Here is a 23302-nt window from a genome sequence, read left to right as displayed (position 1 = left end):
TCGCACCCAGGCGTCAGCCCGCTTCGCGGGGGATGCGGCGCTCCCACGTGCGGTGGAAGACGACCTCACCACCCTCCCGGCACACCACCTCGTTCGACGTCACGAAATCCGCCGCGTCGCACGAGATCTCCGACCGCGTGTCGACGCGCACGTCCCACCCCGACTCCGGCCGGTGCAGCCGCAGATGCCAGTCCGAGCGGGTCCGCGCGGACAAGGGGTCGTCCGACTCGATCGTGTAAGTCTCCTTCGCGTCCTCCATGAATTCGAGGCCGTCCGGGTACACCCGGGTGCCCCCGTACCGCGGGTCCACCTCAAGGCGCCACTCGCCCTTCGCCACGTCCCGTACGACGAGCCGCTCCGGGCGCGGCTCGTCCAGCGGGGCCGGGTAGGAGACGCCGAGCGGTTCGGACTGCTCGGGGTCCGCGAAGGCGATCGTGTCGTCCGACGTGCGCTCCCGGAGCGGGAGTTGGAGCGAGGAGCCGGCCGGGTCGAGGGTGAAGCCCACCGAGTCGGCCTGGGGCCAGATCCAGGGCCAGTACGCGGACGACACCGCGAGCCGGATGCGGTGGCCCGGAGGGAAGGCGTGGCCGATGCCGTTCAGGGCGAAGGTCACGTCCTCGGTCCCGCCGAGCGGCCAGGCGTCCGCCCGGTCCCGGCCGTGGCGGGACGAGAGGTTCAGGACGCCCCGGGTGACCAGGGTCGAGGAACCGTCCGGAGCCACGTCGCAGAGGCGCGCGATCGCCTGGCCGAAGGGGACGTCCATGCGCAGCCGGAGGGTGACCTGCGGGCGGCCCAGGATCTCCAGGGGGCCGGAGCCGGCCGGCACCGGGAAGTCGAAGGCGGCCGAGTGGGCGTCCTCGGCGCGCTGGTCCGGGGGCAGGTCGGCGTCGTTGCCGAAGGGGAAGAAGCGGCCCGCGTCGAGGCCGGTGTGCTGCGGCGAGCGGACCTGGACGGGCTCGCCCTGGAGCGCGTACGAGACCGGCGTGACGTGCGGGGAGGGCCAGGCGGGGTCGCCGACCCAGCGGCCGGGCAGCTCCGCGTAGACCGTGGCCGGCGGGTGCGACTCGCTGATCCAGGAGCGCAGCAGCGGCTCCTTCATCACGCCCGTCTCCTCGCCCTTGAGGTGGTGGTCCCACCAGCGCAGGGTCTCCTGGAGGAAGCCGATCGCGGGCCCGGGCGGGAGCCCCCGGTCCGGGTACTGGTGGGACCAGGGCCCGATGAGGCCCCGCACCCGGTCGGCGGGGAGGTGCTCCACGAGGCGCAGGACCGTGTCGCGGTACGGGTCGTGCCAGCCGCCCACCGCGAGGACGGCCGCGTCGATCGCGCCGTAGTCCTCGCAGACGCTGCCGTGCTTCCAGTAGTCGTCCCGGGTCTGGTGGGCGAGCCAGGTGTGGATGAACGGCTCCACCGCTTCGAGCCGTTCCAGCCACATTTCGCGCCATTTTTCCCCGACGAAGGCGGGGTCCGGCGGCCGCGAGACGAAGGCGAGCATGGTCGCCGCCCACGCGTGCATGTCGACGGCGAGCACCGAGCCGCCCATGTAGTGCACGTCGTTGTCGTAGCGGTCGTCGGCCGAGCAGACCGTCACGATCGCCTTGAGCGGTTCGGGGGCGAGGGCGGCGATCTGGAGGCTGTTGAACCCGCCCCACGAGATGCCGAACATGCCGACCTTGCCGGTGCACCAGGGCTGCTGGGCGAGCCAGTTGACCACCGCGACGCCGTCGGCCAGCTCCGTGGCGTCGTACTCGTCGCCCGGCAGCCCTTCGGAGCAGCCGTGCCCGCGCACGTCGACGCGTACGGAGGCGTAGCCGTGCCCGGCGTACCAGGGGTGGCGCTGCCAGTCGCGCGGGGCCGTCCAGTCGGTCAGCCGGTAGGGGAGGTACTCGAGCAGCGCGGGGACGGGCTCCTCGGTGACCGGGCGCCAGACGCGCGCGTACAGGAGCGTGCCGTCGGGCAGCGGGATCCGGACATCCTCGCGCTGCGTCTCGTACGGGAATTCGGTGCGGATGTGCATGGCGGCAACCTCAGTGGACGGGGTGCATGGTGCGCTTGAGCCAGGGGGCGGCGACGATCACGGCGATGCCGACGAGCACCGCGATGGCGCCGTTCACGCCGAAATAGGCCGGGTTGGAGACCTTTCCGTACACCTTCACGGTCTGGGCCTGGATGCCGTTGGCGAGCGCGAGGGAGAGGAACCAGAGCGACATCGTCTGGCTGGCGAAGGCCCGGGGGGCGAGCTTGGTGGTGGCCGACATGCCGGAGGTTTCGAGCAGGATGTCGCCGAGCCCGAGCAGCAGGTACGAGCCGACGATCCACCAGGCGGCCATCTTGTACGTGTCCGTGGAGTGGCCCGAGGTCGGCAGGACCATCAGCAGGAACGAGAGCCCGCCCAGGATGACGCCGAAGGCGATCTTGTTGGAGGCGTGCGGCTGGCGCGGGCCCATGCGGGCCCACACGGCGGCCACCACCGGCGCGAGCGCCACCTCGAACGCGCCCAGCGCGGAGGCGTACCAGCTCGCCGGGAAGTGGAAGCCGAGGATGGTCGTCTCGGCGTTGGTGGAGGCGAGCAGCATCATCGTCGAGTACGCCTGGAACAGGATGAAGTTGAACGCCACCGAGGCCAGGAACAGCACGACGTACGGCCGCAGCCGCCCGCGCTCCTCGGCGGTCACGCGCGGGCTGGCGAACATCACCGCGAAGTAGACGACCGGGGCGATCACGGAGATCAGCGTCAGGAGGTCGACGAAGCGGCCCAGCGTCAGCCAGCCGCCGAGGGAGAGCAGCACGGCGAGGGCCGCGACGATCACGACGCCGAGCGCGATGAGGCGGACCGCGCGGCGCATGCCCTCGGGCGGCAGCGCGAACTCGGCCGCGTGCTTGCGCCCGGCCAGGTGGCGCCGGCCCAGGACGTACTGGATCAGGCCGAAGGTCATGCCGACCGCGGCCGCCGAGAAGCCCCAGTGCCAGCCCTTGTGGTCGCCGAGCCAGCCGGTGATCAGCGGGCCGAGGAAGGCGCCGATGTTGATGCCCATGTAGTACAGGGCGAATCCGGCGTCGCGCCGCTCGTCGTCGGTGCGGTAGAGCTTGCCGACCATGGAGGCGACGTTGGGCTTGAGCAGGCCGGTGCCCGCGCTGATCAGGCCGAGCCCGGCCCAGGTGGCCGCCGGCGCGGGCACGGCCATCGCGTAGTGGCCGCACGCGATGAGGATGCCGCCGTACAGGACCGCGCGGTAGGAGCCGAGGATGCGGTCGGCGAGCCAGCCGCCGGCCACCGAGACCAGGTAGACGAGGGTGCCGTAGGCCGCCGACACGGAGGCCGCGTTGCCCGCGGACATGCCCATGCCGTCGTTCGCCACGGCGTCGGCGAAGTACAGGACGAGGATCGCCTGCATGCCGAGGAAGGAGAACCGCTCCCAGACCTCCAGGCCGGAGAGGGTGAGCAGGCCGCGCGGCTGGCCGAAAAAGGCGTGGTCGTCCTGCGGCGGCGGCTGCTCCGCGGCCGGATCGTCGGGGGTGTCGGTCATCGTTCCGGACAAAAGGTCCACTCCTGATCGTATGAGCTGATCAAGAACATACCGGGGTCCAAGGGACTGTGCGCGGGGGGTGACGGGAAGGCGCCCATGGTGATCGAACAGCGACCCGATACGCTGACTTGAGTGAAGGCAGCGACACATCGACAATCCGTGTGATCGTCAGCAGACAGGAGTACCCCTCGTGACCGTCGTCGGGCCGTTCGGGCTGAGCGTGCGGGACCAGGCACTTGAAGCCGATGTCCAGACCGGATTGGCGGCTGTCGAGGCGGGACTGCTCGATGCCACCAAGAGCGAGGTCCCGTTCATCACGGAGGCCGCGCAGCACCTCATCCGCGCAGGTGGCAAGCGATTCCGCCCGCTGATCGTGATGCTGGCGGCCCAGTTCGGAGATCCTTACGCGCCGGGCGTCGTGCCCTCGGCCGTGGTCGTCGAGCTCACCCACCTCGCGACGCTGTACCACGACGACGTGATGGACGAGGCCGATGTGCGGCGCGGCGTGGACAGCGCCAACACCCGCTGGGGCAACTCCATCGCGGTCCTCACGGGTGATTTTCTCTTCGCACGCGCCTCGCACATACTGGCGGATCTGGGGCCCGAGGCCGTACGGATTCAGGCCGAGGCGTTCGAACGGCTCGTCACCGGTCAGATCCTGGAGACCGCGGGGCCCCGTGAGGGCCGCGACCCGGTCGACCACTACCTCGACGTGCTGTCCGGCAAGACCGGCTCCCTCGTCGCGGTCTCCGGCCGGTTCGGCGCGATGATGTCCGGCGCGGACGAGTCGGTCGTCGACATCCTCACGCAGTACGGCGAGCGCCTGGGCACCGCCTTCCAGCTCGCCGACGACGTCCTGGACATCGCCAGTGACTCGCACGAGTCGGGCAAGACCCCGGGCACCGACCTGCGCGAGGGCATCCCCACGCTGCCGGTCCTGCACCTGCGGGCGCGGGCCGCCAAGGACGGCCGCCCGGAGGACCTGGAGCTCGTGGCGCTGCTCGACGGCGACCTCAGCGACGACGCCCGGCACGCGGAGGCGCTGCGCAGGCTGCGCGTCCACCCCGCCCTGGAGCAGGCCCGCAGGGACACCGTCCGGTACGCCGAGGAGGCGCGGGCCACCCTCGCGCCGCTGCCCTCGGGGTACGCCAAGTCCGCGCTCGAAGAGCTCTGCGACGCGGTCGTGCACCGCGCGGGCTGACCCCCGTCCCCGGCCGGCGTCCGTACTCACCCCCTACGGGACGGGCCGGCCGACTCGGGGTTCCGTCATCCCAGAGAGGTACATGAGGTTGCTCCCGGGGGCTGACGCGCCGGGGCGGCGATTTTGGTCAGATTGGAAGCACCACTCCTGACCAATTCGGGTGAGAATGGCGGCGCGGGGTGGAACTGAGCACGACGGACGGACGCCGCCGACCACGGAGGTAGGGCACACATGGCACCGAACGACAGCGCACAGGCCACCGACGAGGCCAGGGACCTCGGTGCGGGCCGCCGGAAGGCGGCGCGTTACCTCGTCCCGGTCGCGGTGGCGGGGGTGGCGGCGGCGACCATCGGTCTTGTCCCGGCGCTCGCCGCGGCCGGCGACCCCAGTCTGCCGAAGATCAGCGCACAGCAGCTCATCGAGAAGATGGCCGCGTCCGACACGCAGCAGCTCTCCGGCACCATGAAGATCAGCACCGACCTGGGCCTGCCCGGGCTCGGCAGCCTCGGCTCGTTCGTCCCCAAGGGCGGCGGCTCCGACAAGTCCGCGTCGCCGGACGCGAAGCTCACCGAGCTGGCGTCGGGCACGCACACCCTGCGCGTCGCGGCCGACGGCCCCGACCGCCAGAAGGTGTCGATCCTGGAGGACGCGGCCGAGTACAGCCTGATCCACAACGGCAACGACGTCTGGGCCTACGACAGCGGCTCGAACCAGGCGTACCACTCGCAGCGCTCCGCGGCCGACGCGGCCAAGGAGCACGGCGGGAAGACGCCGGACGCCGGCGTTCCGACCACGCCGAAGGCGCTGGCCGACCAGTTCCTGAAGAACGCCGACCCCACCACCTCGGTGTCGGTCGACGGCACGGCGCAGGTGGCCGGGCGCGATGCCTACCAGCTCGTGATCAAGCCGAAGCAGTCCGGCTCGACGATCGGCTCGGTCCGGGTCGCGGTGGACGCCAAGACGGGTGTGCCGCTGAAGTTCACGCTCTCGTCGAGCGCGGGCGGCAAGGCCGTGGTCGACGCGGGCTTCACCAAGGTCGACTTCTCGAAGCCGTCGGCGGACACCTTCAGTTTCAGCCCGCCCAAGGGCGCGAAGGTCACCGAGGACGACGGCAAGCAGAAGCAGACGTTCAAGCCCGAGCAGAGCCTGCCCGGTGGCCTCGGCGGTCTGGGTGACGCCAAGAACACCAAGGTGATCGGCGAGGGCTGGACCTCCATCGCCGAGTTCGACACCGGCGGCAAGGGCCTGCCGAAGGCCGACAGCGGCAAGGGCGGCGGGGACGCGCAGAAGTTCCTGGACTCCCTGGGCGACAAGGTCTCCGGCAAGTTCGGCTCGGGCACGGTCTTCAAGACCCGCCTGGTCAACGCCCTGATCACGGACAACGGCAAGGTGTACGTGGGCGCCGTGACGAAGGACGCGCTGGTCGACGCGGCGAACTCGGGCAAGTAGTAACTCGGCTCAGCGGCAAGGGGGTTGAGGAGAAACCACTCCTCGACCCCCGCGGCCGGGGAGTGCGGCAGCGGGAAGGGGCGGGGTGGGGAACAGTCCGGCGGTCATCGAGACACAAGGCCTCAGCAAGCGGTTCCGCGGTGGCCAACTGGCCGTGAACGGGCTGGACCTCACGGTCCCGCGCGGCAGCGTCTTCGGCTTCCTCGGCCCCAACGGCTCCGGCAAGACCACCACCATCCGCATGCTGATGGGCCTCATCGAGCCGACCTCCGGCACCGCGAGGCTGCTCGGGGGCCCCATGCCGGGGTCGGCCCGCGCCGTGCTGCCCAGGGTGGGCGCCCTGATCGAGGGCCCCGCCCTGTACGGCTTCCTGTCCGGCCGGGACAACCTGCTGCGCTACGACGCCGCCGACCCCACCGCCGACCCGCGCACCCGTGCCGCCCGGGTGACGGCCGCGCTGGACCGGGTGGGCCTCACGGCCGCGGCGGGCAAGAAGGCGCGGGCGTACTCGCTGGGCATGAAGCAGCGCCTCGGCCTGGCGTCCGCCCTGCTCCAGCGCCGGGAGCTGCTCGTCCTCGACGAGCCGACGAACGGCCTCGATCCCCAGGGCATGCGGGAAATCCGCGCACTGATACGGGAGTTGGCCCAGGACGGGACGACCGTCTTCCTCTCCTCGCACCTCCTCGACGAGATCGAACAGGTCTGCTCGCACGCCGCGGTGATGAACCAGGGCCGGCTCGTCGTCCAGGGCGAGGTGGCCGAGCTCGCGGCGAGCGCGCGGGGCAGGCTCGTGGTGACCACCCCGGACACGGGTGCCGCCGCCCGCCTCCTCAAGGAGCGCGGGATCGCCGATGTGACGGTGGCCGGCGAGGACCGGGTGACCAGCGAACTGCCGCCCGATGACGTGGAGTTGGCGGACCTCAACGCCGAGCTGGTACGGGCCGGGGTGCGGGTGCGCGGCTTCGCGGCCGAGCGGGCATCCCTTGAGGACGCCTTCGTCGCGCTGACCGGGGAGGGCTTCGATGTCGCGGGCTGAGGCCGTGGAAGCACCCCGCCGGGACCCGGAGCCCGGCCCCGGGCGCCGGCCGGGCGTCCTGTGGTCGCTCGGGCTCTTCCGCTCCGAGCTCGTCACGGTGCTGCGCCGCTGGCGCACGCTCGCGCTGCTCGGCGTCCTCGCGGCGGTGCCGATCCTGATCGGCATCGCGGTGAAGGCCGACACGGGCGGCGGCGGGGGACGCGGCGGGGGCGGTGCGGGCGGGCCCGCGTTCATCACGCAGATCACCAACAACGGGCTCTTCCTCGTCTTCGCGGCACTCGCGGCCACCCTGCCGGTGTTCCTGCCGATGGCGGTCGGGGTGGTGGCGGGCGACGCGGTGGCGGGTGAGGCCAACTCCGGGACCCTGCGCTATCTGCTGGTCGCCCCGGCCGGCCGCACCCGGCTGCTGCTGGCCAAGTACGCCTCGGTGCTGGCCTTCTGCCTCATCGCCACGCTCGTGGTGGCGGTGTCGGCGCTGGCGGTCGGTGCGCTGCTCTTCCCGCTCGGCGAGGTCACGACGATCTCCGGTACGCAGATCTCGTTCGCGGACGGGCTGCTTCGGGCCGTGGCGATCGCCGGGGTGGTGACGGTCTCGCTGGCCGGGATGGCCGCGCTCGGCCTGTTCGTCTCGACCCTGACCAACAGTGGGATCGCCGCGATGGCCTCGACCGTCGGGCTGCTGATCACGGTCCAGATCCTCGGCCAGATTCCGCAGCTGCACGCGATCGGGCCGTACCTCTTCCCGCACTACTGGCTGTCCTTCGCGGACGTCCTGCGCGAGCCCGTCTACTGGGACCAGCTGGTGAAGAACTTCGAGCTCCAGGCCCTGTACGTGGCGGTCTTCGGCTCGGCGGCCTGGGCCCGCTTCACGACGAAGGACATCACCGCGTGAGAGCGTGTCCGGTGGAACCGACGGACGCGGCAGTGCAGGGAAGTGTCCGGAACGGACCGGTCGTGCGAGCCGACCCCCGTCCAGCTCGACACGACACGTTCCGTTTCCTGCGTCATTGTTGGAGCCGCAGCCTCGGCTGTCAATCCGGTTACGGGCGTGCTCGTAGAGTGAGGGCATGATCACCTCGTCCGGATCCGCCCCGAGCCCCAGGCGCCGCAGCGAGAAATCACGGCGGGCGACGCTGACGGCCGCGCTCGAACTGTGCGCGGAGAACGGGTACGGCAAGGTCACCATCGAGGCCATCGCGGCCCGCGCGGGTGTGAGCAAGAAGACGATCTACCGCTGGTGGCCGACGAAGGGCGCGGTGCTGCTCGACGCGGTGACCGAGCTGGTGGTGAGCAATTCGGAGTTCCCCGACACCGGGGACATCGAGGCCGACCTGCGGACCCACATCGGCATGCTGGTCAACCTGTTCAACTCGACGGTGATGGGCCCCGCGTACCGGGGGATCCTCTCCCAGGTGCTGCACGACGAGCAGCTGGCCCGGGCGGTCAACGACGAGCTGGTCATCCCGCGCGTGGCGCTGGTCTACGAGCGCATGCGCGGCGCCCAGGAGCAGGGCCAACTGCCCCCGGACGCCGATCTTCCGCTGGCCGTGGAGATGCTCTACGGCCCGCTGTACTACCGTCACGCGCTCGGCCGGCCGATGCCCGACCCGGAGCGGGTCGAGACGCTGGTGGCCCACGTCATGCGCGCGCTGCGGACCCCGGAGCGGAGCTGAGCGGCGCGGTGCCGAAGAACGTCTTGGCGCGGGCCGCGGCCTCGGTGTCGTGCGCGATCTCGCCGGGCCGGGTGGCGCTGCCGAGCAGCACCCCGCCCCAGCCGAGGCCCAGGTACGCGGCCGAGTGGCGCAGGGTGCCCACCAGCGGGTCGGCCACGGAGTGGTCGCGCCCGGCGAGCACGGTCACGCCCCACAGGGTGCTCCCCGCCATCCGCTGCCGGAAGTCGAGTTCGGGGGTGTAGAGCCAGTTCACCCAGTGGTCGAGGTAGTGCTTGACCGGGGTGGTCACGCTGTACCAGTACAGCGGCGAGGCGATGACCAGATCGGTGGCCTCCAGGGTCGCCTCCAGGAGGGTCGCCGCGTCCCCGGTGGGGGCGGCCTGGTCGCGCTGCTCGCCGTGGCGCCGGTCGCGGAACGCGGGGAGTTCGAGGTCGGCGAGGTTCAGCCAGCGGGCGGTGTCGCCCGCCGGAAGCTGCTCGGCCGCCTGTCGGGCGAGCGCCTCGGTATTGCCGCCGCTGCGCGTACTGCCCAGCAGGAAAAGGAAGTTGCGGGCCATGATCCCCTCCGTACGTCACCCGGAAACGTCACCCAAAAGCGAATGCGCGTGCAGTATATGCACGCGCATGGGCTTGGCGGGGAGTGGATTTTCCACGGCCGGAACGGATCGGGTCAGAAGGTGACCTTCCAGCTGTCCAGGTAGCCGGTGTCCTGCGGGCCCTTGTCCTGGAGCTTCAGCTTCCAGGTGCCGTTGGCCGTCTCCGCCGAGGCGTTCACGGTGTACGTCGTGTCGATGTTGGGCGTCGCGTCGGACGAGGAGTTGTGCAGCCGGTAGGAGCGTCCGCTCGGCCCGACCAGATCGATCACCAGGTCGCCGCTGTAGGTGTGGACGACCTTCACGCCGACCTTCAGCGCCGAGGGGGCGTTGCCGGTGCGGCCGGTGACGGCGATCGAGGACGTCACGGCCGGCCCGGGCGAGTCCGGGACGGCGAGGTCCGTGGTGTTCTCGAACGAGGTGCCCGGGTCCGGCGGGGTGCTCCCGCCGGCGGCCAGCTGCCACAGCGCGTACGCGATCGCGTCGCTGTTGTGGTCGAGCGCCGTGTCGTCGATGTTGCCGCTGGTGTCGCAGGAGGCGTGGTAGCAGGCGTCGAACTCCTGGCCCACCGAGCCGCCCCACTTCTGCGCCTGGGCTGCCGTCTTGGTGTAGTCGGCGCCGGAGAACAGGCCGCCGACGGGGATGCCCGCGTTCTTGAACGGGGCGTGGTCGGAGCGGCCGTCGCCCTCCGTCTCGATCTCGGTGGGGATGGAGATCGTGGCGAAGTAGTCCTTGAAGACCTTCTCGAGGGTCGGATTGTCGTCGTAGACGAAGTAGCCCGGGTTCGGCGAGCCGATCATGTCGAAGTTCAGATAGCCCGAGATCTTCGAACGGTCGCCACTGGCAAGCGAGTTGACGTAGTACTTCGACCCGACCATGCCCAGCTCCTCGGCGCCCCACCAGGCGAACCGCAGGTGCTTGTCGGGCTTGAGCTGGGCCCGCGAGACGGCGAGGGCGGTCTCCAGGATGCCGGCCGAACCGGACCCGTTGTCGTTGATGCCGGGGCCCGCCGTGACCGAGTCGAGGTGTGCGCCCGCCATGACGGTCCGCGAGGCGTCGCCGCCGGGCCAGTCGGCGATCAGGTTGTAGCCGGTGGCGCCGGACGAGCTGAACTGCTGGACGGAGGTGGTGAATCCGGCCGCGTCCAGCTTGCCCTTCACATAGTCGAGCGAGGCCTTGTAGCCGGACCGGCCGTGGGCGCGGTTGCCGCCGTTGGCGTTGGCTATCTGCTGGAGCTGGGCGAGGTGCGCCTTGACGTTGGCGACGGGTATGTCGGGCGCGGCGACGGCCGAGGGGCCGGCGCCCCGGGGTGCCACGGGTGCGGGGGCGGCGAGGGCGGTGGGCGCGGCGTGGACGGTGGGTGCGAGGACGCCGACGGCGAGCGCGGCGGTGGCCAGCGCCGCGCCTGCGGCCAGGGCGCGTGGGGAGTGCGGACTGCGCATGGGGGGCTCCGTGTTCCGTTCGGGGATGTGACGGAAACGCGAGGCCGATGGTCAAGGAGAGGTAGAGGGGGCGTCAAGAACGTAAATACGCCACGGGTGTTCGGCTTCCGGACGATGTACGGGTGAGCAACTGAGGGCAAACAGAGGGGGATTGGATTATGTCCGGCCGGTCGGCCGGGCGCGGCTCGGGCCGTCGGGCGGGCCGCCGGGCAAGCCCCCGCCCCGGAGCCGTCCGGCTGTGCCCGACGGCTCCGGGTGGCGGCCTACTGGACGTCGAACTCGTTTCCCTCCGGGTCCGCCATGGTCGTGAACTCGCCCCCGGGCTGCTTGACTTGACGCAGTACCGAGGCCCCGAGGCCGGTCAGGCGGCCGACCTCGGCGTCGCGTTCGCCGGGCGCCGCGTGGACGTCGATGTGCAGCCGGTTCTTCACCGTCTTCGCCTCCGGAACCCGCTGGAACAGGATGCGCCGGCCTAGCCCCGTACCGCTCTCGGGGTCGTAGGAGTCGTCCGGATGCCGGACGGCGACCAGATCGCGAAAGGCGGTCCGGCCGCCGTGTTCCAGGGTGAGTTCGGGTCCGATCGCGCCGGCCGCGCTCAGCCGCCCGATCAGCGCGCTGTTGTCCTCGACCTCGTAGCCGAGGGCGGCGGCCCAGAAGTCCGCCTGGGCGTGCGGGTCGGAGGCGTCGATGACGAGTTTCCAGTGCAGGGTCATGTGTTCGTTATAGCCCCGCCCGGGCGGCCCGTCCCGGTCAGCGCACGGGCGTTCCGGCACGCAGCTCCAGGTGGTCGCCCGCGAAGGAGGACCGGAAGCGACGGTCGTGCGAGACCACCACGACCGCGCCGGGATAGCCGGCCAGCGCCTGCTCCACCTCCTCCACCAGGGCGAGCGACACGTGGTTGGTCGGCTCGTCCAGTACGAGGAGGTCGGCGGGGCGAGTCACCAGGCGGGCCAGTTCGAGCCGCCGGCGCTGTCCGACGGAGAGCGCCGCGACCGGCACCGCCAGGTCCTCCTCGCGGAACAGGCCGAGCGCCAGGAGCTCGTCGGCGTACTCCTCGGGAAGTCCGGAACGCCCTGCGGCGAAGGCGCCGAGGAGCGGGGTCCGGGTCGGCCGATGGTCCAACTCCTGTGCCAGATAGCCGATGTGACGGCTCGTCCGGTGAACGGTCCCCTCGTCCGGGCTCAGCCGTCCGGCGAGGACGCGCAGGAGCGTGGTCTTGCCCGCGCCGTTGGGTCCGGACACAAGGAGGCGGCGGCCCGGCTTGACGCTCAGGGCGGGCACGTCGAGGCGGTCGCCGACCCTGACCCCGGTCAGCTCGACGAGCGGGCCGTCGAAGTCGGCCGCCGCCGTGGTGAGCCGGGCGCTGAACCTGAGGGGCGGCGGCGGGGCCGCGACCGGCTCGCGCTGCAGCTGGTCGAGGCGCGTCCTGGCCGCCCTGACCTGCCCGGACAGCTTGGCCTCGGAGGAGCGGCGGTGCTTGCCGAAGCCCTGGCCGGGGTCCTTTCCGCTCGCGGCGAGCCGCTGCCCGGCGGCCGCGACCAGTTCCCGGGTGCGGGTCAGCTCGGTGAGCCACTCCTGGTGTGCCAGCTCGCGGCGGTGCCGCGCGGCGGCCCGGGCCGTACGGTATCCGGCCCAGCCGTCGCCGTACCGGACGACCGTGCGCAGGTCCCGGTCCACCTCCAGGATGGTCGTCGAGACGCGTTCGAGGAACGCGCGGTCATGGGTGACGACCACCAACGTGCCCCGATGGGCGCGGAGTTGCTCCGCGAGCCAGTCGGTGGCCTGGCGGTCCAGGTGGTTGGTCGGCTCGTCGAGCAGGAGCAGTTCGGGGGCGGCGGCCAGGACGCAGGCCAGCGCCAGGCGGGACTGCTCGCCGCCGGAGAGTGAGCCGAGTTCGCGGTCGCGGGTGAGGTGGGCGAGGCCGAGGGCATTGAGGGCGGCGCCGGTGCGGGATTCCGTGCGGTAGCCGTCACGTTCCTCGTACGCGGCCAACAGGTCGCCGTACGCGGCCAGTTGGGCCTCGCTCGCGTCGGCCAAAGTGGCCTCGGCGGCGCGGATGGCGGCTTCCAGGCCGCGCAGTTCGGCCAGCGCGTGGTCGATGGCGTCCTGGACCGTACGGTCCGGGGCGAGGTCGAGGGTCTGGGCGAGGTGGCCCGTGCCGCCGGGAAAGACGGCGGTGACCTCGCCGGTGTCCGGCCGCTCGGCCCCGGCGAGGAGTCGCAGCAGGGTCGACTTGCCGGAGCCGTTCTCGCCGATGACGGCGGTCTTGTCGCCGGGGCGGATGCTGAGGCTCACCTGGTCCAGCACCTGACGGTCGCCGTATGCCTTGCAGGCGGCGGTGAGGGTCAGCTGGGAGGGGGTGTGGTGGTGCGAGGGCATGGGTGGTCCCTGGGGGTACTCGGTACGGGGTTCCTTCCGGGCAGGGGGTGCGGCTGGGCCGCGCCGGGCTCAGCGGAAGAAGTAGTACGAGTACATGACCATGCCCCCAGGCTAACCGGGGGCACCCCCGATGTCCCCTCATTTACGGGCCGGCCCTCCCGGGGCTGGAGATGCTCCGACGCGGGCCGGCGCCAAGGCGTTCAGGGGCGCGGGGAACTGCGCGGGCAACCACGCACGGGGCGAGGCCGAAAGGGAGTCGGGGGCGCGGGGCAGTGCGTGGATGGCACTACGGTCCGCCTCCCGGCGTGCTCTACGAGCCCTGGGTCTGGGGTGGGGCGGAGGCCAGGGGTGGAGTGGGGGCGTTGGCCAGGGCTTGGGCGAGTGCTCGGCGGGTCGCTCGGGCCGTGCGCAGGGCGTCCCAGGTCAGGGTCGTCAGGGCCAGCCACACCAGGGCGAAGCCCGCCCAGCGCTCGGGCGGCATCGCCTCGTGGAAGTACGCGATGCCGAGCAGGAACTGGAAGACCGGCGCCAGGTACTGGAGCAGGCCGAGCGTCGAGAGCGGCACCCGGATCGCCGCGCCGCCGAAGCAGATCAGCGGGATGGCGGTCACCACACCGGTCGCGGCGAGCAGCGCCGCGTGCCCGGCGCCCTCGGTGGTGAACGTGGACCGCCCCTGGCCGCCGAGCCACAGCAGATAGCCGAGCGCGGGCAGGAACTGCACGGCGGTCTCGGCGGCCAGGGATTCCAGTCCGCCGAGGTTCACCTGCTTCTTGACCAGGCCGTACGTCGCGAACGAGAACGCCAGCGTCAGCGAGATCCACGGCGGCTGCCCGTAGCCCACGGTCAGGACGACCACGGCCGCCGCGCCCACGCCCACCGCGACCCACTGGGCGCGCCGCAGCCGTTCCTTCAGGATCAGTACGCCCATGGCGATGGTCACGAGCGGGTTGATGAAGTAGCCGAGGGACGCCTCCACCACGTGGCCGGCGTTCACCGACCAGATGTAGACGCCCCAGTTGACCGTGATCACCGCCGCGGCGACGACTATCAGCGCGAGCCTGCGGGGCTGGCGCACCAGCTCGCCGATCCACGCCCAGCGGCGCATCAGGAGGAGGACGACGACGACCAGGCCGAGGGACCACGCCATGCGGTGGGCCAGGATCTCCATCGCGTCGGCCGGCTTGAGCAGCGGCCAGAACAGGGGGACGAGCCCCCACATCCCGTAGGCGCCGATTCCGTACAGCAGTCCGGTCCGCTGTTGCCCCGCAGATTCCTTGGCCACTGGCCCTCCCCGCGCGCTCGATCCCAGGCAGAAGGTAGCGCCGAAGGGGCCGCGGTGTCATGCCCGTATCGCGATACGGTCCTGACGCGCTGACTACGCCCTGCCCGCGCCCTGCCTACGCGGAGAGCGCGGCCCGCACGGTCGTCGCGAGCGGGGTGGTCGGGCGGCCGGTCAGGCGGGCCAGGTCGCCGGGGGTGGCGGCCAGGCGGCCCCGCTCGATGGCCAGGTCCACGTCCACCAGGAGCTCCGCGAACGCGTCGGGCAGGCCCGCGCCGGTCAGGACGGCCAGGTGGGCCTCGGGGGTGACCGCGTTGTAGGCGATCGGACGGCCGGAGGCGGCGGCGACCTCGGCCGCGTACTCGGCGAAGGACCACGCCACGTCGCCGCTCAGCTCGTACGCCCGGCCCAGGTGGCCCTCGCCGGTCAGCACCGCGGCGGCCGCCGCCGCGTAGTCGGCGCGGGCCGCCGAGGCCACCCGGCCCTCGCCCGCGTTGGAGACGACCGCGCCGTGCGCCAGGACCGGCGCGAGGTTGGCCGTGAAGTTCTCGGTGTACCAGCCGTTGCGCAGGAAGGTGTACGGCAGGCCCGAGTCGAGGATCAGCCGCTCCGTCACCTTGTGCTCGTCCGCGAGCGCGAAGTCGGCGTCGGGGCCGCCGAGGATGCCGGTGTAGGCGAGCTGGGCCACGCCCGCCGCCTTGGCGGCCTCGACCACCGCGGTGTGCTGCGGCACCCGCCGGCCGACCTCGCTGCCGGAGATCAGCAGCACCCGGTCGCCGGCGGCGAAGGCCCCGGCCAGGCTGGCGGGCTCGTTGTAGTCGGCGATGCGGAGCTCCACGCCCCGGGCGGCGAGCCCGGCCGCCTTCTCCTTGTCGCGTACGACGACGGCGATCTCGCTCGCCGGTATCCGTGCGAGCAGCTCCTCGACGACGAGACGGCCGAGGGATCCGGTGGCTCCGGTGACGACGATGCTCATGGCGTGGCTCCTGTGGGGCGAAGGGGGAGAAAAGGGCGAAGGGGTCGCCTTCGACCTCCACCCTACGGATAGCGCTAACCAGGCGTAAGTACCCACTTTGAAGTAAGGTACTGGTATGGGAGTAAGGGTGAGCAGTGGAGTGAATGCCAAGGGCGACCGGGTCCGGCGCGAGGAGGTGCGCGAGGCCATGTGTCCGCACCGGCTCGTTCTGGAGCACGTCACCAGCCGGTGGGGCGTGCTGGTCCTGGACGCGCTGCTCGACCGCTCGTACCGCTTCAGCGAGCTGCGCCGCGAGATCGGCAAGGTCAGTACGGTCAGCGAGAAGATGCTCGCCCAGACGCTCCAGACGCTGGAGCGCGACGGCTTCGTACACCGGGACGCCAAGCCCGTGATCCCGCCCCGCGTCGACTACTCGGTCACCCCGCTCGGCCGGGAGGCCGCCGAGCAGGTGCGCGCGCTGGCCCGCTGGACCGACGTCCGCATGGACGACGTGCAGCGGGCGCGGGCCGCCTACGACGCGGCCCGGGCGTCGGCCGACGCGTAGGCCGCACAAAGAACGGGTGCCCGGCCAGGGGTCCACGGGGGACTATGGGCCGGGCACCCGGCTTCTCTTGGTCCGCCGGTTCAGCCGACGACGGTCCAGGTGTCCTTACCGGCGAGGAGGGCGCCGAGGTCGCCCTTGCCGTTCTGCTCGATGGCGGTGTCGAGCTGGTCGGACATGAGGGTGTCGTAGACCGGCCGTTCGACCGAGCGGAACACGCCGATGGGGGTGTGGTGCAGGGTGTCGGGGTCGGCGAGGCGGGACAGGGCGAACGCCGTGGTGGGCGAGGCCTGGTGGGCGTCGTGGACGAGGATGTCGCCCTCGTTGTCCGCCGTGACCGGGACGACCGCGAGGTCGCCGGTGGCCGGGTCGCGGACGACGCCCTTGGCGCGGTCGGCGCCGAAGCGGATCTGCTGTCCGTGTTCGAGGCGGATGACGGCTTCCTCGGCCTGGTCCTTGTCCTTGAGGACCTCGAAGGCGCCGTCGTTGAAGATGTTGCAGTTCTGGTAGATCTCCACGAGCGCGGTGCCCGGGTGCTCGGCGGCCTGGCGCAGGACCTCGGTGAGGTGCTTGCGGTCGGAGTCGACGGTGCGGGCCACGAAGGAGGCCTCGGCGCCGATCGCCAGCGAGACCGGGTTGAAGGGTGCGTCCAGGGAACCCATCGGCGTCGACTTGGTGATCTTGCCGACCTCGGAGGTCGGCGAGTACTGGCCCTTGGTCAGACCGTAGATCCGGTTGTTGAACAGCAGGATCTTCAAGTTGACGTTGCGGCGCAGGGCGTGGATGAGGTGGTTGCCGCCGATGGACAGCGCGTCACCGTCACCGGTGACCACCCACACGCTCAAGTCCCGCCGCGAGGAGGCGAGTCCGGTCGCGATCGCCGGGGCGCGGCCGTGGATGGAGTGCATCCCGTAGGTGTTCATGTAGTACGGGAAGCGGGAGGAGCAGCCGATGCCGGAGACGAAGACGATGTTCTCCTTGGCCAGGCCGAGCTCGGGCATGAAGCCCTGCACGGCGGCCAGGACCGCGTAGTCGCCGCAGCCCGGGCACCAGCGGACCTCCTGGTCGGACTTGAAGTCCTTCATGGACTGCTTGGCCTCGGCCTTGGGGACCAGCTGCAGCAGCTCGTTGGCGTGAGCGTCAGGCATGGATGGCCTCCTTGAGAGCGGTGGCGAGCTGCTCGGCCTTGAACGGCATGCCGTTGACCTGGTTGTAGGAGTGGGCGTCGACCAGGTACCTGGCGCGGATCAGGGTGGCGAGCTGGCCGAGGTTCATCTCCGGCACGACGACCTTGTCGTAGCGGGCCAGGAGGCCGCCGAGGTTCTTCGGGAACGGGTTGAGGTGGCGCAGGTGTGCCTGCGCGATCGGCTCGCCGGCCGCCCGCAGCCTGCGGACCGCCGCCGTGATCGGGCCGTAGGTGGAGCCCCAGCCCAGCACCAGCGTGCGGGCGCCGTCGGGGTCGTCCACGGACAGGTCGGGGACCTCGATGCCGTCGATCTTGGCCTGGCGGGTGCGGACCATGAAGTCGTGGTTGGCCGGGTCGTAGGAGATGTTGCCCGTGCCGTCCTGCTTCTCGATGCCGCCGATGCGGTGCTCAAGACCCGGCGTACCGGGAACCGCCCAGGGCCGCGCCAGGGTCTCCGGGTCCCGCTTGTAGGGCCAGAACACCTCGGTGCCGTCGTCCAGCGTGTGGTTCGGGCCGGACGCGAACCGCACGCGCAGATCGGGGAGTTCATCGACCTCCGGCACCCGCCACGGCTCGGAGCCGTTGGCGAGGTAGCCGTCGGAGAGCAGGAAGACCGGCGTGCGGTACGTCAGCGCGATCCGGGCCGCCTCCAGCGCCGCGTCGAAGCAGTCGGCGGGCGTCTTCGGCGCGACGACCGGGACCGGGGCCTCACCGTTGCGCCCGTACATCGCCTGCAGCAGGTCGGCCTGCTCGGTCTTGGTCGGCAGGCCCGTCGAGGGCCCGCCGCGCTGGATGTCCACGATCAGCAGCGGCAGCTCAAGGGAGACCGCCAGACCGATCGCCTCCGACTTCAGCGCCACACCCGGACCCGAGGTGGTGGTCACCGCGAGAGATCCGCCGAACGCCGCGCCCAGGGCCGCGCCGATCCCGGCGATCTCGTCCTCGGCCTGGAAGGTGCGCACCCCGAAGTTCTTGTGCCGGGACAGCTCGTGCAGGATGTCGGAGGCCGGAGTGATCGGATACGAGCCCAAGTACAGCGGCAGATCGGCCTGTTGGCCCGCCGCGATCAGACCGTAGGACAGGGCCAGGTTCCCGGAGATGTTGCGGTACGTACCCGCCGGGAACGCCTTCGTCGCCGGCGCGACCTCGTAGGAGACCGCGAAGTCCTCCGTCGTCTCACCGAAGTTCCAGCCCGCCCGGAACGCCGCCACGTTCGCCTCGGCGATCGCCGGCTTCTTCGCGAACTTCGAGCGCAGGAACTTCTCGGTGCCCTCGGTCGGCCGGTGGTACATCCACGACAGCAGACCGAGCGCGAACATGTTCTTACTGCGCTCGGCCTCCTTGCGGGAGAGACCGAACTCCTTCAGCGCCTCGATCGTCAGCGTCGTCAACGGCACCGGATGCACGTTGTACGCGGACAGCGAGCCGTCCTCCAGGGGCGAGGTGTCATAGCCGACCTTCGCCATCGCCCGCTTCGCGAACTCGTCCGTGTTCACGATGATCTCGGCGCCGCGCGGCACGTCCGCCAGGTTCGCCTTCAGCGCCGCCGGATTCATCGCGACCAGCACGTTCGGCGCGTCACCCGGCGTCAGGATGTCGTGATCGGCGAAATGCAGCTGGAAACTCGACACACCCGGAAGCGTTCCGGCAGGCGCCCGGATCTCGGCCGGGAAGTTCGGCAGCGTGGACAAGTCGTTTCCGAACGACGCCGTCTCCGACGTGAACCGGTCACCGGTGAGCTGCATCCCGTCACCCGAGTCACCCGCGAAACGGATGATGACCCGGTCGAGACGCCGGACTTCCTTTTCACCGGCGGGCCTGCGCTGCTCCCCGACAAGGGCCTCATCGGCTCCGTCGGCCTGCTCGGCTGGGCTACTGACCTGGCTGGTCACTGAACTGGACCTCCCTCGGGCGGGCTGCTCGGGCGCATCCGGCCGACCGGTAGCGCCAAGGCCCACCCTACGTCGGTAAGGGTCGCCTTCCCTGGACCGCTCATATGTTGGACGCTCTTTTGAGACGCCTTACTGCCCTGAATTGCCACGATTTACTCGCCCCCCGGCCCCTTCTGCTAAGACGCCAAGCAATCCTTCTTTGGTACTAGGCCTCACCGTGCCGGGAAGCCCTGCGGGCTGTGCCTCGATCCGGCCCGGTGTCCGACTTTCGTCCCCGGCGGCTGTGTCCCGCTCGATCCTCGACAGGGTGGCAGGTGGTCATGAATTGATATAGGTCAAGACCGCGAGAACACGCCGGTGATCCCCGTCACTCGGCGAGAGGCCCAGTTTCAGGAAGATGTTGCTGACGTGCTTCTCGACGGCCCCGTCGCTCACCACCAGCTGCTTGGCGATCGCCGAGTTCGTCCGCCCCTCCGCCATGAGTCCTAGGACCTCCCGCTCGCGCGGCGTCAGGTTCGCCAGGACGTCCTGCTTGCGGCTGCGGCCCAGGAGCTGCGCCACGACCTCGGGGTCGAGCGCGGTACCGCCCTGGGCGACCCGCACCACGGCCTCGACGAACTCCCTGACCTCCGCGACCCGGTCCTTCAGGAGATAGCCGACGCCCCGGCTCGACCCGGCGAGCAGCTCCGTCGCGTACTGCTCCTCCACGTACTGGCTCAGCACCAGGACGCCGATCCCCGGGTACAGCGCGCGCAACTGGACCGCCGCGCGCACGCCCTCGTCGGTGTGGGTCGGCGGCATCCGTACGTCCGCCACGACGACATCGGGCAGCGCGCCCTGGTCGGCGAGCTCTCCCACGGTCTTGACCAGCGCCACTCCGTCGCCCACTCCCGCGACGACGTCGTGCCCCCGGTCGGTCAGCAGGCGGGTCAGGCCCTCCCGAAGCAGTACCGAATCCTCGGCGATGACCACCCGCACCCTGTCCTCCACGACTCTGCAGCCCCCCGGGCTCTGTTGGCTCCCCAGGCGCGCGCCGTCGGGCGCGTGCCCCACAGCTCTGTGCAAGCCATGGCGTTGTGCCCGTCCAGCATCTCAGCATCCGGCCGCGAATCCGCGCCCGCCAGGCAAAATCCCCCGACCCGGGGTTTACGGGCCGGGAGGGGGGAGGGGGAGGCGTCGTGCCGCTCGGGGCCGGGGGGTGCGCCCTGTCCGGGGCCGGGGGGTGCGCCGCGCCGGGGCGCCCCAACTCCTAGGCGCGCCAGGGCAGTTCGGCGGTGACGGTGGTGGGGCCGCCGGGCGGGGAGTCGACGGCGAGGATGCCGTCCACCGCGTCGAGGCGCTCGGCGAGTCCCGCGAGGCCCGACCCGGCCGACATGTCCGCGCCGCCGCGTCCGTTGTCGGCGACCTGGAGCATCAGGCGGTTGCCGGCCCGCCACACCTCGACGGTGGCCCGGCTCGCGCCGCTGTGCTTGCTGACGTTCTGGAGGAGTTCGGAGACGGTGAAGTACGCGATGCCCTCAATGGCCGGAACCGGCCGGCCCGGCAGGTCCACCTCGACCCGCACCGGGACCGTGCAGCGGGAGGCGACGGAGGAGAGGGCGGCGTCCAGGCCGCGGTCGGTGAGGACCGCCGGGTGGATGCCCCGGGCCAGGTCGCGCAGCTCCTGAAGGGCGACCTTCACCTCGCCGTGCGCCTCGTCGACCATCCGGGCCGCCGCGTGCGGGTCCTCGGTCAGCTTCTCCTTGGCGAGGCCGAGGTCCATGGCGAGGGCCACCAGACGGGCCTGCGCCCCGTCGTGCAGGTCGCGTTCGATGCGGCGCAGGTCGGCCGCCGAGGTGTCCACGACCACGCCCCGGTCCGACTCCAGCTCGGTGACCCGCTCCTCCAGGCGCGAGGGGCCGAGCAGCCCGGTCACCATCGCCCGGTCCACCACCGCGAGACCGCGGATCAGCCACGGCGCGGCCAGCGTGATCAGCAGGCCCGCGGCCGAGGTCAGGGCGATCTCGAACGGCGAGTCCAGGTACACGTTGTGGTGGTCGTCGCCGTAGAGCTGGAGGCCGGCCTGGCCGCCGTACATCGGGAACACCCAACGCCACAGCGGGTAGCTGAACAGGGACCAGCCGGTCACCCAGACCGGCAGCGTCACGCAGAAGGCGAAGACCGCCCAGGGGAAGTGGAACACCGTGTAGAGCAGGTGGCGCCAGGAGACGCCGCTCTTGAGGACCCCGCCGATCCACGCCATGAGGCCGCCGCGCGAGCGCACCGGCCGCGGCTCGGCGATCTCGACCCCGAGCAGCGCCCGCGCCCGGGCCCGCTCCATGACGCCGAACGCCCGGCAGCCCATCAGGGCCACCGCCATCAGCGGGATGCCGATGAAGGTGATCAGGAGACCGGCACTCACCGACACCGTGGTCACGGACCAGCAGAACAGCGCGATGCTGATCGGCAGGCTGAGCAGCTGATAGCCGAACTCGCGGAAGGTGCGCCCCTCGAACGGTGCCCGCAGCACCGAAGGAAGAAGGTGCCGCCGCGGCTCGGGGGACCGCGCCACGCCGTACCCGTACTCCGTGTCCATGGTCATCGGTCCCGTCCGTCCATTCCGTGTGATGCGCGGACGCCGTCCGCGCGCCGCCCCCTGTGAACTCCAGCTTGTCCCGTGCGGGCACCCCCCGGCCATGGAGCCGGTCACCCTCTTCGGCCGGGGGTTTTCCCTACCCCGGGCCTTTGTCAGTCCTGCGGACCCCGGTCGCGCCACGGCAGTTCGGCCGTCACGACCGTCGGGCCGCCCACCGGCGAATCGAGGACGAGCAGGCCGTCCACCGCGCCGAGCCGCTCGGCCAGACCCGCCATGCCGGTACCGCCGTCGAGCCGGGCGCCGCCCACCCCGTTGTCCTCGACCTGGATGAGCAGCCGGTCCGTGCTGCGCCACACCTCGACCGAGGCCGCCCGGGCCCGGCTGTGCTTGCTGACGTTCTGGAGGAGTTCGGAGACGGTGAAGTAGGCGATGCCCTCGATGGCCGGGGCCGGCCGCCCGGGCAGGTCGACCGCCACCTTCACCGGGACCGTGCAGCGGGAGGCGACGGAGGAGAGGGCGGCGTCCAGGCCGCGGTCGGTGAGGACCGCCGGGTGGATGCCCCGGGCCAGGTCGCGCAGCTCCTGAAGGGCCAGCTTCACCTCGCCGTGCGCCTCGTCGACCATCGCCGCCGCCGTGTCCGGGTCCTCCAGGAGCTTCTCCTTGGCGAGGCCGAGGCCCATGGCGAGGGCCACCAGGCGCGCCTGCGCCCCGTCGTGCAGATCGCGCTCGATGCGGCGCAGATCGGCCGCCGCCGTGTCCACGACCACGCCCCGGTCGGACTCCAGCTCCGCGATCCGCCGCTCCAGACTGTCAGAGGGCGAGAGCAGGGCACGCACCATCATCCGGTCCGCGTTGGTCAGCCCCCGGGCGAGGAACCCGAGCACCGGCCACGCCACGAACAGCGAGACCAGTGTCACCGCGAAGGTCAGGATCCCCCAGGGCAGCCGCACGAACTCGTACAGCACATTGCGCCAGGCCACCGGGTCGCGCAGGCTCGTCCACAGCCAGGGGAAGAAGCCGCCGTGCTTGCCCGGGCTCGCCGGGATCGGGGTGGGCTCCTCGACGCGCACCCCCAGAAGCGCCCGCCCCCGGGCCCGTTCGGCCTTGCCGAACTGGCGCGCGCCGAGCAGCCCCACGGCGAGCAGCGGAAGTCCGACCACGGTGACGGAGAGCCCGATCCCGAGCGCGACCATCACGACGACGTAGACGAAACCGGTCAGGGCCATCGGGAAGTTGGCGAGGAGGTGCGCGATCTCCTTCCAGGTGTGCCGCTCGTAGGCGAACCGCACGGCGGGCGGGGCGGCCTTCTCGTCGCCGGCGGCTGCGCCCGGCTGTTCTGCTGCGTACCGCTGCTGCTCGCGGAGGGTCCTGGTCATGGTGCCAAGCCTGCCGGGCGGAGATCGGCGGCGCCATGGGGTGCCGCACCCTCCTTGTACGGGGGAAAACCCCACCCCGGCGGCCCACACCGTGAGACGCGCCTGCGAAGGGCCCCCTTAGCAGGGCCTAGACTCCCGTCCGTACACAGCGTCGAACAGGGCGCGACGAGATCATCGAGGC

Annotated in this window: 19 protein-coding genes; 6 read left to right on the top strand and 13 right to left on the bottom strand. The window is 71.4% G+C overall.

The features are described from left to right. Nucleotides 1-13: 13 nt before the first annotated feature. Both ACFYZA_RS13585 and ACFYZA_RS13580 read right to left on the bottom strand, forming a co-directional pair. Nucleotides 14-2014 (bottom strand): CocE/NonD family hydrolase, encoded by a 2001-nt coding sequence (locus ACFYZA_RS13585; RefSeq protein ID WP_382588587.1) that lies wholly within the window; start codon nt 2012-2014, stop codon nt 14-16. Between the two features lie 10 nt (nt 2015-2024). Next, entirely contained in the window at nt 2025-3524 is a 1500-nt protein-coding gene (locus tag ACFYZA_RS13580; RefSeq protein WP_388490047.1) for a peptide MFS transporter, read from the bottom strand. A gap of 190 nt (nt 3525-3714) precedes the next feature. Here ACFYZA_RS13580 and ACFYZA_RS13575 point away from each other — a divergent pair, with 190 nt between their 5' ends. The 5 genes from ACFYZA_RS13575 (at nt 3715) to ACFYZA_RS13555 (ending at nt 8883) form a co-directional block, all read left to right on the top strand. After that, nucleotides 3715-4725, top strand: a complete 1011-nt coding sequence (locus ACFYZA_RS13575; protein WP_161250832.1) for a polyprenyl synthetase family protein — start codon at nt 3715-3717, stop codon at nt 4723-4725. Nucleotides 4726-4956: 231 nt separating this feature from the next. Continuing rightward, nucleotides 4957-6174, top strand: a complete 1218-nt coding sequence (locus tag ACFYZA_RS13570) for an outer membrane lipoprotein carrier protein LolA (RefSeq protein WP_382588592.1) — start codon at nt 4957-4959, stop codon at nt 6172-6174. Nucleotides 6175-6259: 85 nt separating this feature from the next. Then, the gene (locus ACFYZA_RS13565; RefSeq protein ID WP_388490043.1) at nt 6260-7210 is read left to right on the top strand and encodes an ABC transporter ATP-binding protein; all 951 of its coding nucleotides are present in this window, start codon (nt 6260-6262) and stop codon (nt 7208-7210) included. Continuing rightward, a complete protein-coding gene (locus tag ACFYZA_RS13560; protein ID WP_388490040.1) occupies nt 7197-8102 on the top strand; it encodes an ABC transporter permease in 906 nt (301 codons plus the stop codon). Before ACFYZA_RS13565 ends, ACFYZA_RS13560 begins: the two co-directional genes overlap by 14 nt. A gap of 175 nt (nt 8103-8277) precedes the next feature. Next, entirely contained in the window at nt 8278-8883 is a 606-nt protein-coding gene (locus ACFYZA_RS13555; protein ID WP_382588599.1) for a TetR/AcrR family transcriptional regulator, read from the top strand. Here ACFYZA_RS13555 and ACFYZA_RS13550 read toward each other — a convergent pair. The 6 genes from ACFYZA_RS13550 to ACFYZA_RS13525 form a co-directional block, all read right to left on the bottom strand. Continuing rightward, complete coding sequence (locus tag ACFYZA_RS13550; protein ID WP_388490036.1) at nt 8849-9439, bottom strand: flavodoxin family protein; 591 nt, start codon at nt 9437-9439, stop codon at nt 8849-8851. The two genes, ACFYZA_RS13555 and ACFYZA_RS13550, sit on opposite strands and share 35 nt — an antisense overlap. 113 nt (nt 9440-9552) lie before the next feature. Beyond that, a complete protein-coding gene (locus tag ACFYZA_RS13545; protein ID WP_388490033.1) occupies nt 9553-10917 on the bottom strand; it encodes a M28 family metallopeptidase in 1365 nt (454 codons plus the stop codon). Nucleotides 10918-11180: 263 nt separating this feature from the next. Continuing rightward, nucleotides 11181-11630, bottom strand: coding sequence for a VOC family protein (locus tag ACFYZA_RS13540; protein ID WP_388490030.1), 450 nt, complete (start codon nt 11628-11630; stop codon nt 11181-11183). Nucleotides 11631-11667: 37 nt separating this feature from the next. Then, nucleotides 11668-13296 carry a ribosomal protection-like ABC-F family protein gene (gene abc-f, locus ACFYZA_RS13535; protein ID WP_388490026.1) on the bottom strand — a complete coding sequence of 543 codons (1629 nt, stop codon included), beginning with the start codon at nt 13294-13296 and terminating at the stop codon, nt 11668-11670. A 310-nt stretch (nt 13297-13606) separates the two neighbouring features. Then, nucleotides 13607-14515 (bottom strand): EamA family transporter RarD, encoded by a 909-nt coding sequence (gene rarD, locus ACFYZA_RS13530; protein WP_388490295.1) that lies wholly within the window; start codon nt 14513-14515, stop codon nt 13607-13609. A 178-nt stretch (nt 14516-14693) separates the two neighbouring features. After that, nucleotides 14694-15551 (bottom strand): SDR family oxidoreductase, encoded by an 858-nt coding sequence (locus ACFYZA_RS13525; RefSeq protein ID WP_388490023.1) that lies wholly within the window; start codon nt 15549-15551, stop codon nt 14694-14696. A gap of 187 nt (nt 15552-15738) precedes the next feature. Here ACFYZA_RS13525 and ACFYZA_RS13520 point away from each other — a divergent pair, with 187 nt between their 5' ends. Continuing rightward, nucleotides 15739-16095, top strand: a complete 357-nt coding sequence (locus ACFYZA_RS13520) for a winged helix-turn-helix transcriptional regulator (RefSeq protein WP_388490292.1) — start codon at nt 15739-15741, stop codon at nt 16093-16095. A gap of 80 nt (nt 16096-16175) precedes the next feature. Here the strand turns inward: ACFYZA_RS13520 and ACFYZA_RS13515 are convergent, their stop codons facing one another. The 5 genes from ACFYZA_RS13515 to ACFYZA_RS13495 form a co-directional block, all read right to left on the bottom strand. Then, nucleotides 16176-17240 (bottom strand): 2-oxoacid:ferredoxin oxidoreductase subunit beta, encoded by a 1065-nt coding sequence (locus ACFYZA_RS13515; RefSeq protein WP_382588611.1) that lies wholly within the window; start codon nt 17238-17240, stop codon nt 16176-16178. Further along, nucleotides 17233-19170, bottom strand: a complete 1938-nt coding sequence (locus ACFYZA_RS13510; protein WP_382588613.1) for a 2-oxoacid:acceptor oxidoreductase subunit alpha — start codon at nt 19168-19170, stop codon at nt 17233-17235. The genes ACFYZA_RS13515 and ACFYZA_RS13510 overlap by 8 nt, the downstream gene beginning before the upstream one ends. 318 nt (nt 19171-19488) lie before the next feature. Then, entirely contained in the window at nt 19489-20148 is a 660-nt protein-coding gene (locus tag ACFYZA_RS13505; protein ID WP_382588856.1) for a LuxR C-terminal-related transcriptional regulator, read from the bottom strand. Nucleotides 20149-20419: 271 nt separating this feature from the next. After that, complete coding sequence (locus ACFYZA_RS13500; protein ID WP_388490289.1) at nt 20420-21745, bottom strand: sensor histidine kinase; 1326 nt, start codon at nt 21743-21745, stop codon at nt 20420-20422. A gap of 152 nt (nt 21746-21897) precedes the next feature. Next, a complete protein-coding gene (locus tag ACFYZA_RS13495) occupies nt 21898-23121 on the bottom strand; it encodes a sensor histidine kinase (protein WP_388490020.1) in 1224 nt (407 codons plus the stop codon). Nucleotides 23122-23302 lie beyond the last annotated feature (181 nt).

Origin of the sequence: Streptomyces sp. NPDC001828 (assembly GCF_042892175.1) — a bacterium.
Classification (GTDB): domain Bacteria; phylum Actinomycetota; class Actinomycetes; order Streptomycetales; family Streptomycetaceae; genus Streptomyces.
The sequence above is the reverse complement of the archived record's forward strand: the minus strand, read 5'-3'. Positions and strand labels throughout refer to the sequence as shown.

Bases quoted from the DNA above. Each gene is read 5' to 3' on its own strand.
- ACFYZA_RS13500 (WP_388490289.1), bottom strand. From the start codon at position 21,745: ATGGACACGGAGTACGGGTACGGCGTGGCGCGGTCCCCCGAGCCGCGG.
- ACFYZA_RS13555 (WP_382588599.1), top strand. From the start codon at position 8,278: ATGATCACCTCGTCCGGATCCGCCCCGAGCCCCAGGCGCCGCAGCGAG.
- ACFYZA_RS13495 (WP_388490020.1), bottom strand. From the start codon at position 23,121: ATGACCAGGACCCTCCGCGAGCAGCAGCGGTACGCAGCAGAACAGCCG.
- ACFYZA_RS13580 (WP_388490047.1), bottom strand. From the start codon at position 3,524: ATGACCGACACCCCCGACGATCCGGCCGCGGAGCAGCCGCCGCCGCAG.
- ACFYZA_RS13560 (WP_388490040.1), top strand. From the start codon at position 7,197: ATGTCGCGGGCTGAGGCCGTGGAAGCACCCCGCCGGGACCCGGAGCCC.
- ACFYZA_RS13525 (WP_388490023.1), bottom strand. From the start codon at position 15,551: ATGAGCATCGTCGTCACCGGAGCCACCGGATCCCTCGGCCGTCTCGTC.
- rarD (WP_388490295.1), bottom strand. From the start codon at position 14,515: ATGTGGGGGCTCGTCCCCCTGTTCTGGCCGCTGCTCAAGCCGGCCGAC.
- ACFYZA_RS13585 (WP_382588587.1), bottom strand. From the start codon at position 2,014: ATGCACATCCGCACCGAATTCCCGTACGAGACGCAGCGCGAGGATGTC.
- ACFYZA_RS13520 (WP_388490292.1), top strand. From the start codon at position 15,739: ATGTGTCCGCACCGGCTCGTTCTGGAGCACGTCACCAGCCGGTGGGGC.
- abc-f (WP_388490026.1), bottom strand. From the start codon at position 13,296: ATGCCCTCGCACCACCACACCCCCTCCCAGCTGACCCTCACCGCCGCC.
- ACFYZA_RS13515 (WP_382588611.1), bottom strand. From the start codon at position 17,240: ATGCCTGACGCTCACGCCAACGAGCTGCTGCAGCTGGTCCCCAAGGCC.
- ACFYZA_RS13550 (WP_388490036.1), bottom strand. From the start codon at position 9,439: ATGGCCCGCAACTTCCTTTTCCTGCTGGGCAGTACGCGCAGCGGCGGC.
- ACFYZA_RS13540 (WP_388490030.1), bottom strand. From the start codon at position 11,630: ATGACCCTGCACTGGAAACTCGTCATCGACGCCTCCGACCCGCACGCC.
- ACFYZA_RS13545 (WP_388490033.1), bottom strand. From the start codon at position 10,917: ATGCGCAGTCCGCACTCCCCACGCGCCCTGGCCGCAGGCGCGGCGCTG.
- ACFYZA_RS13570 (WP_382588592.1), top strand. From the start codon at position 4,957: ATGGCACCGAACGACAGCGCACAGGCCACCGACGAGGCCAGGGACCTC.